The organism is Mesorhizobium sp. CA14 (assembly GCF_020165195.1).
Taxonomy (GTDB): domain Bacteria; phylum Pseudomonadota; class Alphaproteobacteria; order Rhizobiales; family Rhizobiaceae; genus Mesorhizobium.
The window spans coordinates 47,776-63,349 of record NZ_JAIUHR010000029.1 but is presented as its reverse complement, the minus strand read 5'-3'; the positions used below and the strand labels follow the sequence as shown (position 1 = coordinate 63,349).

Genomic DNA, 15,574 nt, shown 5'->3' with positions numbered 1-15,574 from the left:
CATTGCAGGTAGCCGATGTCGTCTCCGATCCTGAGATTGGTCGCTCAGCGCATCTTGCTGGGCCTGGTTCTTCTTTTGGCCGTTTCGGTGCTGATCTTCGCCGGCACGCAGATCCTGCCGGGCGATGTCGCCCAGGCGATCCTCGGCCAATCGGCGACGCCGGAGGCTCTGACGAACCTGCGCGAGCAGCTCGGGCTCAACGACCCGGCATGGCTGCGCTACGTGCACTGGCTGTGGGGCATCCTGCATGGCGATTTCGGCACGGCTCAGTCGAGCGGGCTCGACATTGCGAGCTCGATCGGCACCCGGCTGAAGAACACGCTGTTCCTGGCCGCCTGCGCAGCAGTCGTGGCAGTGCCGCTGGCAGTCATTCTCGGCCTGATCGCGGTGCGCTATCGCAACGGCTTTGTCGACAAGCTGATCTCCGGCCTGGCGCTGGCCTCGACATCGTTCCCGGAATTCTTCATCGGCTATGTGCTGATCTTCCTGTTCGCCGTGCACTGGCAGATTTTCCCGAGCATCTCGACGGTGGATGATTCCACGCCTTTCCTCGAAAGGCTGCAGGCCGTGGTGCTGCCGGCCACGGCGCTCACCTTGGTGGTGCTCGCTCATATGATGCGCATGACGCGCGCGGCGATTCTCAACGTCATGCAGTCGGCCTACATCGAGACGGCCGAGCTCAAGGGGCTGAAACCCTTCGACATTATCCGCAAGCATGCTTTCCCGAACGCGATCGCGCCGGTCGTCAACGTCGTCATGCTCAACCTCGCCTATCTCATCGTCGGCGTCGTGGTGGTCGAGGTGATCTTCGTCTATCCCGGCATGGGACAATATCTGGTCGACCATGTCGCCAAGCGCGACGTGCCGGTGGTGCAGGCGGTCGGCCTGATCTTCGCCGCGGTCTACATCACGCTCAACATCGTCGCGGACATCGCCGCCATCGTGGCCAATCCGCGGCTGAGGCATCCGAAGTGACGGGAGCATCCGAAATGACGGGCCGGATGCAAGACGACCAGAAGGGGAACTGAGGCGAATGGCGCTACGACAAATCCCAGTCACCGCCTGGATCGGACTGATCCTGACCGGCGCTTTCGCGTTCTGCGCCATCTTCGCGCCCTGGGTCGCGCCGCATGGCAATGGCGAGATCGTCGGCGACGTATGGGAGCCGATGTCGGCGGTGCACTGGCTGGGCACGGACAATCTCGGCCGCGATCTTATCTCGCGCATGATCTACGGCGCGCGCATCACCATGGAGATCGCGGTGGCGGCGACGGCGCTGTCCTTCTCGCTGGGCTCGATCCTCGGCTTCACGGCGGCGGTGTTCGGCGGCTGGTTCGACACGCTGCTGTCGCGCTTCGTCGACCTTCTGATGTCGATCCCGACGCTGATCTTCGGTCTCGTCGTGTTGTCCGTGCTGCCGACGAACACGCTGACTCTGATCCTGGTGATGGGCATCCTGGATTCCACCCGCGTCTATCGCCTCTCGCGCGCTGTCGCCGTCGACATCAACGTCATGGATTTCGTCGAGGCGGCGAAATTGCGCGGCGAAGGCAAGGGCTGGATCATCTTCCGCGAGATCCTGCCCAATGCGCTGTCGCCGCTGGTGGCCGAGCTCGGCGTGCGCTTCATCTTCGCGGTGCTCTTCCTGTCGGCGCTGTCCTTCCTCGGCCTTGGCGTGCAGCCGCCGGATTCGGATTGGGGCGGCATGGTCAAGGAGAACAAGGACGGCATCGTCTTCGGCATTCCGGCGGCGCTGATCCCGGCGGCGGCAATCGCTGTGCTGGCAATCTCGGTCAACCTCGTCGCCGACTGGGTGCTCAACCGCACGACGAGCCTGAAGGGAGGGCGCGGCTGATGGCCGACACCAAGGCAAATTCAGGCAAGCTCCTCGACATCCGCAATCTGCGCATCGAGGCGACCGTCTACCCGCCGGGCGAAGCACCGAAGACGATCACGCTGGTCCATGACGTCTCGCTCACGCTTGAGAAGGGCAAGGTGCTCGGCCTGATCGGCGAATCCGGCGCCGGCAAGTCGACCATCGGCCTGTCGTCCATGGCCTATGGCCGCGGCGGCGTGCGCATTACCGGCGGCGAAGTGATCCTCAATGGCCGCGACATCCTGAAAGCCGGACCGAAAGGCGTGCGGGCGTTGCGCGGACGCGAGGTCTGCTATGTGGCGCAGTCGGCGGCCGCCGCGTTCAATCCGGCGCACAAGCTGATCGACCAGGTGGTCGAGGCGGCCATGCTGCATGGCACCGCGACCCGCGCCGAGGCCGAGAAGCGAGCCGTTGCGCTGTTCAAGAAGCTCAGTCTGCCCAATCCCGAAACGATCGGCGAGCGCTACCCGCACCAGGTCTCCGGCGGCCAGTTGCAGCGCGTGATGACGGCGATGGCGCTTTGCTCGGAACCCGACCTCATCGTCTTCGACGAGCCAACCACGGCGCTCGATGTGACGACGCAGATCGACGTGCTTGCGGCGATCAAGGACGCTATCCGCGACACGCATGTGGCGGCCCTCTACATCACCCACGACCTTGCCGTCGTCGCCCAGGTGTCGGACGAGATCATGGTGCTGCGCCACGGCAGGCTGGTCGAGTGGGGCGGCACGCAGCAGATCATCAAGGAGCCGCGCCAGGAATACACCAACGCGCTGGTTTCGGTGCATGAGATCGAGCACCAGGAACAGCAGCCCGGCACAACGCCCTTCCTGTCGGTGAAGAATGTGACCGCCGCCTATGGCGGCGGCCACGTCAAGGTTCTGAAGAACGTCTCGGTCGACATCTATCCGGCACAGACGTTGGCCGTCGTCGGCGAGAGCGGTTCGGGCAAGTCGACGCTGGCGCGCGCCATCACCGGCCTGCTGCCGCCCGAGCAGGGCACCGTCACCTTCGACGGCAGGTCGCTCGCCAACAGGCTGGCCGACCGGCCGAAGGAGGATCTGCGCCAACTGCAGATGATCTATCAGATGGCCGACGTGGCGATGAACCCGCGCCAGACGGTGGGCACCATCATCGGCCGGCCGCTGGAGTTCTATTTCGGCATGAAGGGCCGCGAGCGCGACAAGCGCGTCGCCGAGCTGCTCGACGAGATCGAGATGGGCAAGGGCTTCGTCGATCGCTATCCGGCCGAGCTGTCCGGCGGTCAGAAGCAGCGCGTCTGCATCGCCCGCTCGCTCGCCGCCAAGCCGAAGCTGATCATCTGCGACGAGGTGACCTCAGCGCTCGACCCGCTGGTCGCCCACGGCATCCTCAAGCTTCTGCTGAACCTGCAGCAGCATGAAAAGGTCGCCTACCTGTTCATCACCCACGATCTGGCGACGGTTAAGTCGATCGCCGATTCGATCGCGGTGATGTATCGCGGCGAGGTGGTGCGCTACGGATCCAAGAGCAAGGTGCTGACGCCGCCCTTCGACGCCTACACCGACCTGCTCCTCTCCTCCGTGCCCGAAATGGAAATCGGCTGGCTGGAAAAGGCTATCAGGGGCCGGCGCATGGAAAGCGCTGGAAACTGAGGCACCAGACTTTTCGCGGCAATGCTGCCATGCGACTGCAATGCGAAGCGGAAAAGATGCGCGACGAAGCGCCTTGATCGTGCCGTTCTTCAACCAGTTTGTCGATGCCGCCAACACCAAGAAGGTCGGTGGCTGGGTGAAGAACCCCAATGGCGAGATGATGGACGGCTACGCGCTCTGCGAGTGCTGGCTGAACGCCTGATATCAGGCTATCCAAAGGAGCGCCGCGTGTCCGCGCGACACGCGGCGCTTCTGTTTCGAAGAACAACCACAGGGACGTTCCGTGGCGCTCAAATCCAAACTGCTGCTCATCATACTCGACGGCGTGCCCTACCGGAACTGGCGCCGGCTGATGGGCAATCTCGAAGGCTGGGCGCAATCGGGCGAGGCGCGGGTGTGGAAGATGCGCTCGGTGCTGCCGTCGACGTCCGCCTGCTGCTACGCCTCGATCCACACCGGTGTCACGCCGCAGGTGCACGGCATCCTTTCCAACGAGAACCGCTTTCGCGTCACGCAGCCGGACATTTTTTCGGAAGTGAGCAAGGCCGGCGGCAAGACGGGCGCGGTGACCCATTCCTACTGGTCGGAGTTCTTCCGTTCGTATCCGTTCGACCTTGTCGAGGACATGGAGTTCGACGAGCCGGGCGGGCCGATCACGCATGGCCGCTTCCACACCATGACCGGTTACAATCTCAAGAACCAGATGACGCCAAGCGACGTCGACCTGTTCGCGACGCTGACGATGCTGACCAAACGCCATGGCATCGACTACGGCATCCTGCACACCTGCACGCTGGACTCGATGGGCCATCGCTTCGGCCATGACTGCCACGAGATGGATCACGCCTGCTACGCGATGGACGGCATGCTCGCCCCCTTCCTGCCGCAATGGCGCCAGGCCGGCTATGAAGTGATCGTGACGGCCGACCATGGCCAGACCGATCGCGGCCACCATGGCGGCCATGACGACGAGATGCAGGATTTCGCGCTTTATTATTTCGGACCGGCGAAAGGTCCCGAGGCCGGCACGCAGCTCGACCAGCTGCAGCTCGCGCCGACAGTGCTGAGCCGGCTTGGTGTGGAAATACCGGAGACGATGAAGGCCAAGGCGTTTTTGGGGTAAGCGCGGCCTTTCTTTCTCCCCTTGTGGGAGAAGGTGGATCGGCGCGCCAGCGCCGAGACGGATGAGGGGTGTTCCAGCGGAGTGAGACGTCGGCTCTCCCTGGAACACCCCTCATCCAGCCGCTTCGCGGCCACCTTCTCCCGCAAGGGGAGAAGGAGAAACCCTGCCCTCTGGCAACACTCACTTTCTTCGGTTAGCCTCCGAAAATCCTTGGCGGAGGGTGAACCTTTTTGGACCGATCAGCGACAGAGCTTCGAGGAGCCAGGCGGCTCGACCGGCCATGAATGCGGCGACCGAAACCGATCGCGCGCTCGTAGACCGGGTCGCGAAGGGCGACCGGGCTGCCGTTCGGCTCCTGTTCATGCGTCACCACGCGCGGATCTACCGCTTCGTGGCGCGCCAGACGGGATCGGAAATGATGGCCGACGATATCGCGAACGAGGTTTTTCTCGAACTGTGGAAGCAGGCGCCCGGCTTCGAGGGCCGTTCCGAAGTCTCGACATGGCTGCTCGGCATCGCCCGCTTCAAGGCGCTCTCCATGCTGCGCAAGAAGAAGGAAGACTGGATCGACGACGACGATGCGGCGCAGGTTCCCGACGCCGCCGACACGCCGGAAGTCGTGACCATGAAAGAGGACAAGGCAGCCGCCTTGCGCCGCTTCGTCGACGCCTTGGCCGAGGAACACCGCACGGTGATCGACCTTGCCTATTACCACGGGCAGTCGGTGAGCGAGATCGGCGAGGTGCTCGGCATTCCGGTCGCCACCGTCAAGACCAGGATGTTCTATGCCCGCAAGAAACTCGGCGAAGCCCTCAAGGCCGCCGGTTACGACAGGGGGTGGCCATGAGCGCCGCTGAAAAGATGTCGCGCCGCGACGAGATGGAAACGCTGCTGCCGTTCTATTTGAACGGCTCGCTGGAAGGCGCCGAGCTGGAGGCCGTCGAGGAATGGCTAGCGACCGATCCGGCGGCGCTTGCCGCCCTTGGCGAGGCCGAGGCCGAATTCTCCGGCACCGCCGCCGCCAACGAAGCGATCCGCCCGCCCGCCGATGCGCTCAGCCGTTTCACCAGGGCGCTCGACGCCGAGGCCGGGCCGGTGCGCGCGCCCGGCCAATCCTGGCTGGCAAAGGTCTTCGGCCGGGTGACGGCAATGCCTGCCGGCGTCGCCTGGGCGGCTGCCGCGGCGCTGCTTGCGCTGGTCATCGTGCAGTCCTTCGAACAGCTGGGCGGCAGGGGCAACAACTTCGAAGTGGCCGGCACCCAAGACGATCTGGCGAAGCTGCCTTTTGTGCTGGTCAAGTTCAAGCCGGATGCGAAGATGGCCGATATCGCCACCTTCCTCGGCCAGAACGGGTTGAAGATCGCCGGCGGCCCGACCGCGGACGGCGTGTTCCACCTGACGATCCCGGCCAGCACGGCGGCCGATTACGACAAGCTCGTCGGCCTTATTGCCGCCCAGCCTTTCGCTGAGGCTGTGGTGCAGGGAAGGAAACCGGCCGATGGCGGCTAAGGCGGTCATTCTTCATGCGGTGATCCTCGCGGCGGCTTTTGTCGCCGCGCCTGCATTCGCGCAGACCAACGACCCCAACCTGACGCAAAAGCAGCTCGATTGCCTGAGCCGCACGACGGCGGCCGGTGGCTGCGACAGGGACGGCGGCGCCAAGAACGGTGCTGGGACGCCGGGCCCGGCCGCGGGCGGCGCGGTGATCCTGCCGGCGCTGATCGTCGATCTCTTTCCGAACTCGCCGGCGCCCACGGTCCCGCAAACGCCAGCACCGCCCAACGGAACACCGTCGTCGAACGGTTCGAACAACACGCCGCCACCCGCTCCGGCGCCGAGCGGACCCGTCACGGTGCCGCAAGGCCTCAACCTGGCGGAGCCGCCGCGCGCGATCGCCGGCGAGTTCGTGCCCGACGAGGTGCTGGTGACGGTCGACGGCGGCGCCAGCGTAGTACAGCAGATCGCCAATTCCTTCGGCCTGCAGGTGCGCTCGCAGCGCCAGTCGCGGCTGCTCGGCACCACCCTGGTGCGCTTCGGCATCACCGACGGGCGGCCCGTCGGCGTGGTGCTGGCGCAGCTTGCCGCGGACGGCCGCACGCGGCGCCGCGAGCCCAACCATATCTACACGCTGCAGCAGGCGGCCGGCATCGTGAACTATGCCTTCGACCGCATCGCGCTCGACGCCAGCCAAGCAAGCGGCGAGAATGTGCGCGTCGCGGTCATCGACACCGGCATCGACGATACCAATCCCGCGCTGGCCGGCGTGATTGCCGGCCAATACGACGCCATGCCCAATGTGCCGATCGAGAAGCGCGACCACGGCACCTCTGTCGACGGGCTTATCGCCGGCGTCGGTCCGCTGGAAGGCATGGCGCCGGGCGCCAGGATCTATCACGCGCGCGCTTTCGAAGGCGGCAAGTCGACCATGGACGTCATCTTGTCGGCGCTCGATTGGGCGGCCGAGCAGAATGTGCGCATCATCAATATGAGCTTCGTCGGGCCGAAGAACGACCTGCTCGGCACCGCCTGCCGCAATGCGCGGGCGATGGGCATGGTGCTGGTGGCCGCCGCCGGCAACAACGGCCCGAAAGCGCCCTATGGCTATCCGGCCGCCTTCGACGGCGTGATCGCGGTGACGGCCACCGACGCCAAGGACGGGCTGATGCCGCAGGCCAATCGCGGCGCCTATGTCTTCATCTCGGCGCCGGGCGTCGAGATGGTGGCGCCGAGCGGCGCCGGATCGGACGTGGTGACCGGCACCTCCTTCGCCGCCGCAATCGTGTCCGGCGCCATCGCCAACCTGCTCCACGCCGCGCCGGACCGCACGGCTGACGAGATCGAGAAGGCGCTCGCCGCCACGGCCAAGGATCTCGGGCCCAAGGGGAGGGACAATGATTTCGGCTATGGGCTGATCGATACGAAGGCGGCCGAGGCGACGAAGTAGAGAACTTTGGACACTTGCATTAGGGTCAAGACTAGGCAACTTGCCGCCGACGTCTGTCGGTCCGCGATCGAAATCGAATTCAGTGGATTGCTGCATTCAGCAACCAACCTTTTATGAAACCTTCGGCTCTCCGCAAAAATGCCCGCTTCGAACCTGTATAGGAGATGGCCTTAGACAACGCGGCTGTGTATTTAAGGACTATGGCGGTTCCAGATTTCTCCAAATCAACGATTGATACTCTTGCCAGACGAGCACGCTTCCAGTGTTCGCATCCTGATTGCGGCGCTCTGACCGTCGGTCCGAACAGCGATCCCGCGAAAGCGACGACGATTGGCGAGGCTGCCCATATCATGGGCGCACAGCCGGGAGCGGTGCGCTACGATGCGACCATGTCAGACGTGACACGTGCGGCGATCACGAACGGCATTTGGCTCTGCCGAAATTGCCATGGACAGATTGATCGGGACGCGGCGAAGTATCCTGCCGAACTGCTCTTCGCTTGGCGGAAAGACCATGAGGACCGTGCCGCTCGCGAGCTAGGGACTCGCGGAGATCGCATTCGATACGAGACAGAGATGGCGTCCCTCGACTTCCTTGCGCGTTATCCACCTATCATTCAACGCATCGTCATCGACAAACCTGACGGGTGGGAGTGGCGCTTCGTCGCGGAGCTGATGAGGCATCTAAACAAGCCGCAGTTCAAGCGCCTTAAGAACCTCCAGTCCGGTCACTACTACATCCCGCAGGCTCGAGTACAACGCGACCAGTTCCTTAATTGGGTGACGGAACGCACACACATTATGTCGAACCTCGTCGGCCCTCTCGCAGCGCTTGTAGACCGGCTGACCGCAAGCTGGGGGGCCCCCGGGCAGCCCGCCGATATAGAAGAAATGCACGACGTCTGCGTCCTGATCCGGGACGCCGTTACTGCGATCGTCGATTGCGAGGAATCTCTGCATTTCGCGCATATTCCCGAGGAAGGCGAAGCCATACGAACGGTCCTGACGAACGCGCTCGGACGCAACGCAGCCAGGTTAGCTGAGATTCCTGGGAAGCTCGATGAGATGGTGGCGATGATCGGCACGGACCACGGAGGAACAGTCGAAGAGCCGCTAATTATCCATTGGACGCTCACCTTCGATCTTCCCGACGACTTCAGCGAACGCTTCAATGAAGCCTTAAAGCAGTACAAACGTGAAAGCTTGCAGTAATCCAAGGTCGACCGGCCGGACCTCGCCGCCCGCGCCTTCTTCCAACCCCGATGTACGAGCCGCCAATTGTTCAGCGACGCAGGCGTCGGCGAGGCGGATCGAGCAAATCCAAGACTGATCGGATAAAGCCACACGCGACCTATTCAAAGAGCCGGCCCTAACCGTACCGGGCTTCCATCGTAGAAGCGCGGCAGCCGGAAGCGGCTTAGATCGTGCCCGATGGCGTTTCCCCGGATCATGTCGGAGACGACGCGGCCGATGCCAGGCCCAATGCCGAATCCATGGCCGCACATTCCCGTCGCGACGAAAAGACCACCGATCGCCTGGACCCGATCCACCACGGGAACGACGTCGGGCATGGCGTCGATCATACCGCCCCAGCCGGCCTTCAGGCGAACCGTTTCGAACCGGGGGAAAAGCTGCTTGAAATTGCGCTCGATCGATCGAAGCTTTGCCGGCTCAGGGGCCGGACTGAGCACCCGCATTCTCTCGAATGGGCTCTCTGAATCCGGCGCCCAATCGCGCGGCGTCGACCAGCCATCGGGATAGCCCGACGGCGCGAAGGGGAAATAGCGCGTGCCGAACGGATTGTCCCTGAGGGCGGGAAGATATTGGGTGAAGTGCCGGAACGCGTCGGGCCCCAAATAAAGCAGGTGGCTGCCGCCGGCGGCGAGCGTGTATCCACCATCCTGCCTGCACCGGAAAGCGATGTGATCGTCGGCGGCCGCGCCTGCATAGATCTCGGGCAGGGGTTCCGTCGCGGCCACGGTTACCCGGACGCTCAGCTGGGGGATGGACACGCCGTGCCTCGCCAGGAACAAGGAAGACCACGCGCCGCCGGCGACCAGCACGGTGGAGGTCTCGATATATCCCGCCTCGGTCCAAACGCCCTTGATCCTGCCGGCCGCGATGTCGAGGGTGCGCGCGGCGCAACTCTCCACGATCCTGACGCCCTTTCGCACGGCAAGCCTGGCCAGCGCCGGCACCGCCAGCCAGGGTTCCGCGCGCATATCGGAGGGTGTCGTCATGGCGCCCGCGAATCTACGCGACATGCCGGTGATGAGTTTCGCGGTCTGGTCGGTGTCCAGAAGGCGCGTGTCGAGCTCATGGATCGCGGCGATCCTCATGAACTCTTCGAACTTGGCCATGTCCTTGTCGGCGTTCGCCAGGTAGGTCACGCCGGTCTGGTTCAGGCCGATGTCCTCGCCGCATTCGTCGGCGAGTTGCCGCCACAGGCGACAAGCCTCGATGACGATCGGCAGCTCATCCGCGTCCCGCCCCTGCTTTCTGATCCAGCCCCAGTTTCGCGAGGACTGTTCGGCCGCGACACGGCCTTTTTCCAGCAGCGTCACCGGAATGTTGCGGGAGGCAAGGAAGAGCGCCGTGGTTACGCCGATGATGCCGCCACCGACGATCACCACCTCCGAAGCCTTGGGCGGCGGCCCAGGGTGTTGGATTGGATCCGCTTCGGTGAACGGGAATGTCGGCAAGTGGCGCACCCGGCAGGATTGATTGACGGTTCTGGCTTACCGGTTGTCATCGCCCAAGATCAGGAGCAGCGGAAGGCGGACCGTTGTCCCACGACAGCAAAGATGGGCTTGAAACGGTTGGCGAAGCTGTTGGGTCCGGCCCTATACCGGCGCCCCGGCCACGGACCCTCGCACCACCAGATCGACCGGCCATACCTCGCCGCGCGCGCCCTCTTCCAGCCCCGATATGCGCGCCGCCAGCCGTTCTGCCACACGCGCGCCGGCGAGGCGGATCGAGGAGCGTGTCGTCGACAGCGGCACCGGGAAATTCTCCGGACGCAGCCAGGGGAAGACGTCGTCATGGGCAATCAGCGAGAGGTCGCCCGGAATGGTGAGGCCGAGATCGCGCACGGCGCGCACGACGCCCAGCGCCATGATCAGGCTGGAGCAGACGATCGCCGTCGGCGGCTCAGCCTCCTCGAGCAGGCGGCGGGCGGCGCGGTAGCCGTTTTCCTCGGTCATGGCCACCGAGCGGATGTGGCGCTCGCCGAGCGTCAGCCCGCTCGCGGCAAGCGCGCGGCGCATGCCGCGCTCGCGGTGGATGGCGAAGGTCTCGCGCTCGTTGCCGTTGATCAGCGCCAGGCGCTTGTGGCCAAGCTGAACCAGCAGGCGCGCCGCTTCGTGGAAGGCGCCCTCATTGTCGATGTCGAGATAAGGATAGTCGAAGTCGAAACCCTCGCTGCGGCCATGGACGATGAAGGGAATGCCGAGTGTGTTGACCAGCGCCAGCCGCTTGTCGGCCGGACGCGGCGAGGAGATGTAGACGGCATCGACCTGGCGGTTGGCGACGATGCGCCGGTAGGTCGTTTCCTCATCGTCGGCATCGGCGGGCGACAGCGCGAGGTCGAGCTCGTGCGAACGGGCATAGTCGCCGAGGCCGGAGAGGAATTCGACGAAGTGCGGATCGATGTCGACGGCGGCACCCGTCGGCATCACATAGCCGATCATTCCTGACTTGCCGGTGGCGAGCCGGCGCGCACTGGGGTTCGGCCGGTAGCCGTGGCGCTTGGCGGCATCCATCACCCGGCGCCGGGTTTCCTCATTGACCTCAGGATAGCCGTTCAGCGCCCGGCTGACCGTGGTTTGCGAGAGCGACAGCATGTGCGAGAGTTGCTTGAGGTTCATCGGAGGCCTCCAGCCTCAAAGCGCTTTCAAATATGGATCGATCCGATGATTGTTGGCAAAGCCGCCAAGCACAACTGGACTTTAGAGGTCTGCCTACGTTGTTTGAAGTAAAATTGCTGCTGCAGCGCCAAAAAAGCATGCTGCGGCGCACCCTTCTCGCAGCCGATTCCGTGAGATTTAAATCGATTAACGAACTCTCCCCCTTGACTCTCTGGCGATTCAATGGCGAGATCAAAATAGCCAAAGCGCTTTGGAAGCCTCTTCGAAAGGTTGCGGTTGCCCTTTCGTTGAGTCACAGTTCCGCGGGCGTCGGCGGACGAAATGGAGGTTTCGTCCTGTTTGTGACCACTGGGAGGACTTGCGATGAAGAAAATGCTTCTCTTGGGTGCGGCATTCGCGGCACTCACCCTCAGCCTGCCGGCGCAAGCCGAACTGAAGTTCAAGCCGGGCGAGGATCCGAAATTTCATTGGGCGAACTACGACGACCTCAAGAAGGTGGACCTCAAAGGCGAGACGCTGACCATCTTCGGGCCGTGGCGCGGCGAGGACGAGGCGCTTGTCCGTTCCGTTCTCGACTATTTCCAGGAAGCGACCGGCGCGGACGTGAAATATTCCTCGTCCGAGAACTATGAGCAGCAGATCGTCATCGACACCCAGGCCGGCAGCCCGCCCAACATCGCCGTCCTGCCCCAGCCCGGCCTCATCCAGGATCTTGCTTCCAAGGGCGTGCTCACCCCGCTGGGCGACGACGTCGCGGCCTGGATCAAGGAAAACTACGCCGCCGGCGACTCCTGGGCCAAGCTCGGCACCTATAATGGCAAGGACGGCAAGCCGGGCTTCTACGCCTTTCCCTACAAGATCGACGTGAAGGGGCTGGTCTGGTACTCGCCCGACAATTTCGACGAGGCCGGCTACAAGGTGCCGAAGACCCAGGAAGAGCTTGCCGATCTCGAAAAGAAGATCATCGCCGACGGCGGCAAGCCCTGGTGCATCGGGCTGGGTTCGGGCGGCGCCACCGGCTGGCCGGCGACCGACTGGGTCGAGGACATCATGCTGAGGACGCAGCCGCCGGAGGTCTACGACAAGTGGGTCAAGAACGAGATCCCGTTCACCGATCCGGCCGTGGTCAACGCCATCGACATCTTCGGCAAGATCGCCACCGACGACAAGATGGTGGACGGCGGCGCCAAGGCGGTCGCTGCGACCGACTTCCGCGACAGTCCGAAAGGCCTCTTCACCGTACCGCCCAAGTGCTACATGCACCATCAGGCATCGTTCATCCCGTCCTTCTTCCCCGAAAACGTGAAGCTCGGCCAGGACGCCGACTTCTTCCCCTACCCGCCTTACGCCTCCAAGCCGGAACTGGGCACGCCGCTGGAAGTGGCCGGAACGCTGGTGATGATCACCAAGGACTCCAAGGCCTCGCGCGAGTTCATCAAGTTCCTCGAGATGCCGCTCGCGCATGAACTGTGGATGGCGCAGAAGAGCTTCGTCACCCCGTTCAAGGCAGCCAACAAGCAGGCCTATGGCAGCGAGGCGCTGAAGAAGCAGGGCGAGATCCTGGTCGGCGCCACGACGGTCCGCTTCGATGGTTCCGACCTGATGCCCGGCAAGATCGGCGCGGGCTCGTTCTGGACCGGCATGGTCGACCTGGTCGGCGGCAAGTCCGCGAAGGACGTCGCCGCCGACATCCAGAAAAGCTGGGACGGCATCAAATAGGCCGCCGCGCGCGACCCAATTCCGGGCGAAAGGCTACGGCGCTGTCGCCCAACCTGGCCGTTACCGCTTCTCCTGGAATTGCTCTGAAATCCTCTTCATCCTCCACCTGGATCCGGGCCACGGCCCGGGTCCGACCGGCGGCCACGCCGGAAGCCTTCGCGTTTCGATTGTTCCGAATAACCGAAAGTCAGTGCATCCGATCGCCAGCCCCGGCTGGGCGGTCATGCGCAGGGAGAGGGACCAATGGCGGCTCAGATTTTCTCGGCCATATTCGTCATCATCATCGGCGTCGGCGGCTGTGTCGCCTATTTCTGGGGCGCAAACAGACTGCTCGACCTCATCTTCCCCTCACGCGGGGTATCCGGCGCCGCCGCCATCAACAATCTGCGCCGGCAGGGATATGTGCGGCCGTGGCTGTTCGTCGGCCCGGCGCTGATCATCCTTGCCGTCTACCTGATCTACCCGGTGGTCGCGACGCTGTGGCTCTCCTTCTTCGACCGCGGCGGCACCAGTTTCGTCGGGCTCGCCAACTATGAATGGGCGGTCGGCGATCACGACCTGCGCAACTCGATCTTCAACAACATATTGTGGCTGGCCGTGGTGCCGGCCGCTTGCACCTTCCTCGGCCTGATCATCGCCGTGCTCACCGACAAGATCTGGTGGGGCACCATCGCCAAGAGCCTGATCTTCCTGCCGCTGGCGATCTCCTTCGTCGGCGCCAGCGTGATCTGGAAATTCATCTACGAGTATCGCGGCGAGGGTCAGGTGCAGATCGGTCTGATCAACGCCATCATCCAGTATTTCGGCGGCCAGCCGCAGGTGTGGATATCGCTGCCGTTCTGGAACAATTTCTTCCTGATGGTGATCCTGATCTGGATCCAGACCGGCTTCGCCATGGTGATCCTGTCGTCGGCGCTGCGCGGCATTCCCGAGGAAACGCTGGAGGCCGCGGTGATCGACGGCGCCAATCCCTTCCAGATCTTCTGGAAGATCATGGTGCCGCAGATCTGGGGCACGATCGCGGTGGTGTGGACCACCATCACCATCCTGGTGCTGAAGGTGTTCGACATCGTGCTGACCATGACCAACGGCCAGTGGAACACCCAGGTGCTCGCCAATCTGATGTTCGACTGGATGTTCCGCGGCGGCGGCGATTTCGGCCGCGGCGCGACCATCGCCATCATCATCATGATCGCGGTCATCCCGATCATGGTCTGGAACATCCGCCAGGCCAACAAAGAGACGGGAGGGCACTGAGATGGCGACCAAGACCGGAAAGTCCTTTATCGGCCGCTTCGGCGTCCATATCGCCGTGCTCGTCTTCGTGGCGATCTGGACCATCCCCACCCTCGGCATCCTCGTCTCATCGCTGCGCGACAAGGACCAGATCGTCGCGTCGGGCTGGTGGAACTCCTTTGCCAGTTCCAGCCAGAGCGAAGCGGGACGGTTGCCGGGCGCGTCGGCGCAAACTCAGAAGGACGGCAAATACGTCATCGAGGGCAACATCTTCGGCGATGGCCCCAAGCGCGAGATCAGCGCATTCGGCGTAAAATCTTCGGCGCCGACGCAATACAAGGCGGGATCGGTTGCCGACCTCAATGACGGCGTCACGCTGCAGATGAATGCCGACGGCGGCTTCGTGCTGTCGTCATCGAAGGCCTTCGAGGGCGACCGCGGCCAGCGCGTCTATTTCGCTTCCTCAGCGCCGCCGAAATTCACCACGGACAACTACGATGCCGTGCTGTTTTCCGAAGGCATCGGCCGCTCGTTCATGAACTCGCTGACGGTGACCATTCCGGCGACCGTGATCCCGATCCTGATCGCCGCCTTCGCCGCCTACGCGCTGGCTTGGATGCGCTTTCCCGGCCGGGCGCTGCTGATCGCGGTCATCATCGGCCTGCTGGTGGTGCCGCTGCAGATGTCGCTGATCCCGCTGCTCAGGCTCTATAACGGCGTCGGCGCCTTCTTCGGCGTGCCTTCCAAGACCTATCTCGGCATCTGGTTGGCGCATACCGGCTTCGGCCTGCCCTTCGCCATCTACCTGCTCAGGAGCTATATCGCGGGCCTGCCGCGCGAGATCATGGAATCGGCACGCATCGACGGCGCCAGCGACTTCGAGATCTTCGTCAAGATCGTGCTGCCGCTGTCCTTCCCGGTGCTTGCCTCCTTCGCGATCTTCCAGTTCCTGTGGGTATGGAACGATCTGCTGGTGGCGATGGTTTTCCTCGGCACGGGGCCCGATCAGATCGTGCTGACGGCCAAGCTCAACGCGCTGCTCGGCTCGCGCGGCGGCAAGTGGGAGATCCTGACCACATCGGCGTTCATCACCATCATCGTGCCGCTGTTCGTGTTCTTCTCGCTGCAGCGCTATTTCGTCCGCGGGCTGCTTGCCGGCTCGGTGAAAGGAGGTTGA

The 15,574-nt window shown here is 63.7% G+C and carries 14 protein-coding genes; 12 read left to right on the top strand and 2 right to left on the bottom strand.

Annotation, left to right across the window (positions count from 1 at the left end; genetic code table 11):
- Positions 1-15 precede the first annotated feature (15 nt).
- The 9 genes from LB565_RS24560 (at position 16) to LB565_RS24520 (ending at position 8,788) form a co-directional block, all read left to right on the top strand.
- Positions 16-975, top strand: coding sequence for an ABC transporter permease (locus LB565_RS24560; protein WP_224588501.1), 960 nt, complete (start codon positions 16-18; stop codon positions 973-975).
- A gap of 58 nt (positions 976-1,033) precedes the next feature.
- Positions 1,034-1,855 carry an ABC transporter permease gene (locus LB565_RS24555; protein ID WP_224588500.1) on the top strand — a complete coding sequence of 274 codons (822 nt, stop codon included), beginning with the start codon at positions 1,034-1,036 and terminating at the stop codon, positions 1,853-1,855.
- Positions 1,855-3,510 (top strand): ABC transporter ATP-binding protein, encoded by a 1,656-nt coding sequence (locus LB565_RS24550; RefSeq protein WP_224588499.1) that lies wholly within the window; start codon positions 1,855-1,857, stop codon positions 3,508-3,510. Before LB565_RS24555 ends, LB565_RS24550 begins: the two co-directional genes overlap by 1 nt.
- 40 nt (positions 3,511-3,550) lie before the next feature.
- Positions 3,551-3,712, top strand: coding sequence for a hypothetical protein (locus LB565_RS24545; protein ID WP_224588498.1), 162 nt, complete (start codon positions 3,551-3,553; stop codon positions 3,710-3,712).
- An 81-nt stretch (positions 3,713-3,793) separates the two neighbouring features.
- Complete coding sequence (locus LB565_RS24540; protein WP_224588497.1) at positions 3,794-4,633, top strand: alkaline phosphatase family protein; 840 nt, start codon at positions 3,794-3,796, stop codon at positions 4,631-4,633.
- 280 nt (positions 4,634-4,913) lie between these two features.
- Positions 4,914-5,480: a sigma-70 family RNA polymerase sigma factor gene (locus LB565_RS24535; protein WP_224588496.1), complete on the top strand. Its 567-nt coding sequence runs from the start codon at positions 4,914-4,916 to the stop codon at positions 5,478-5,480.
- Complete coding sequence (locus LB565_RS24530) at positions 5,477-6,142, top strand: anti-sigma factor (RefSeq protein WP_224588495.1); 666 nt, start codon at positions 5,477-5,479, stop codon at positions 6,140-6,142. The genes LB565_RS24535 and LB565_RS24530 overlap by 4 nt, the downstream gene beginning before the upstream one ends.
- A complete protein-coding gene (locus tag LB565_RS24525; RefSeq protein WP_224588494.1) occupies positions 6,132-7,577 on the top strand; it encodes a S8 family serine peptidase in 1,446 nt (481 codons plus the stop codon). Before LB565_RS24530 ends, LB565_RS24525 begins: the two co-directional genes overlap by 11 nt.
- 200 nt (positions 7,578-7,777) lie before the next feature.
- Positions 7,778-8,788, top strand: a complete 1,011-nt coding sequence (locus LB565_RS24520) for a hypothetical protein (protein ID WP_224588493.1) — start codon at positions 7,778-7,780, stop codon at positions 8,786-8,788.
- Positions 8,789-8,931: 143 nt separating this feature from the next.
- Here LB565_RS24520 and LB565_RS24515 read toward each other — a convergent pair whose 3' ends face one another.
- Positions 8,932-10,278, bottom strand: coding sequence for an NAD(P)/FAD-dependent oxidoreductase (locus LB565_RS24515; protein WP_224588492.1), 1,347 nt, complete (start codon positions 10,276-10,278; stop codon positions 8,932-8,934).
- Positions 10,279-10,419: 141 nt separating this feature from the next.
- Positions 10,420-11,442, bottom strand: coding sequence for a substrate-binding domain-containing protein (locus LB565_RS24510; protein WP_224588491.1), 1,023 nt, complete (start codon positions 11,440-11,442; stop codon positions 10,420-10,422).
- 363 nt (positions 11,443-11,805) lie between these two features.
- Between LB565_RS24510 and LB565_RS24505 the strand changes: the two genes are divergently transcribed.
- The 3 genes from LB565_RS24505 to LB565_RS24495 all read left to right on the top strand — a co-directional run bounded on the left by LB565_RS24505 (position 11,806) and on the right by LB565_RS24495 (position 15,574).
- Positions 11,806-13,161, top strand: coding sequence for an ABC transporter substrate-binding protein (locus LB565_RS24505; protein WP_224588490.1), 1,356 nt, complete (start codon positions 11,806-11,808; stop codon positions 13,159-13,161).
- Positions 13,162-13,404: 243 nt separating this feature from the next.
- Positions 13,405-14,418 carry a carbohydrate ABC transporter permease gene (locus tag LB565_RS24500; RefSeq protein ID WP_224588489.1) on the top strand — a complete coding sequence of 338 codons (1,014 nt, stop codon included), beginning with the start codon at positions 13,405-13,407 and terminating at the stop codon, positions 14,416-14,418.
- A gap of 1 nt (position 14,419) precedes the next feature.
- Positions 14,420-15,574 (top strand): carbohydrate ABC transporter permease, encoded by a 1,155-nt coding sequence (locus LB565_RS24495; protein ID WP_224588488.1) that lies wholly within the window; start codon positions 14,420-14,422, stop codon positions 15,572-15,574.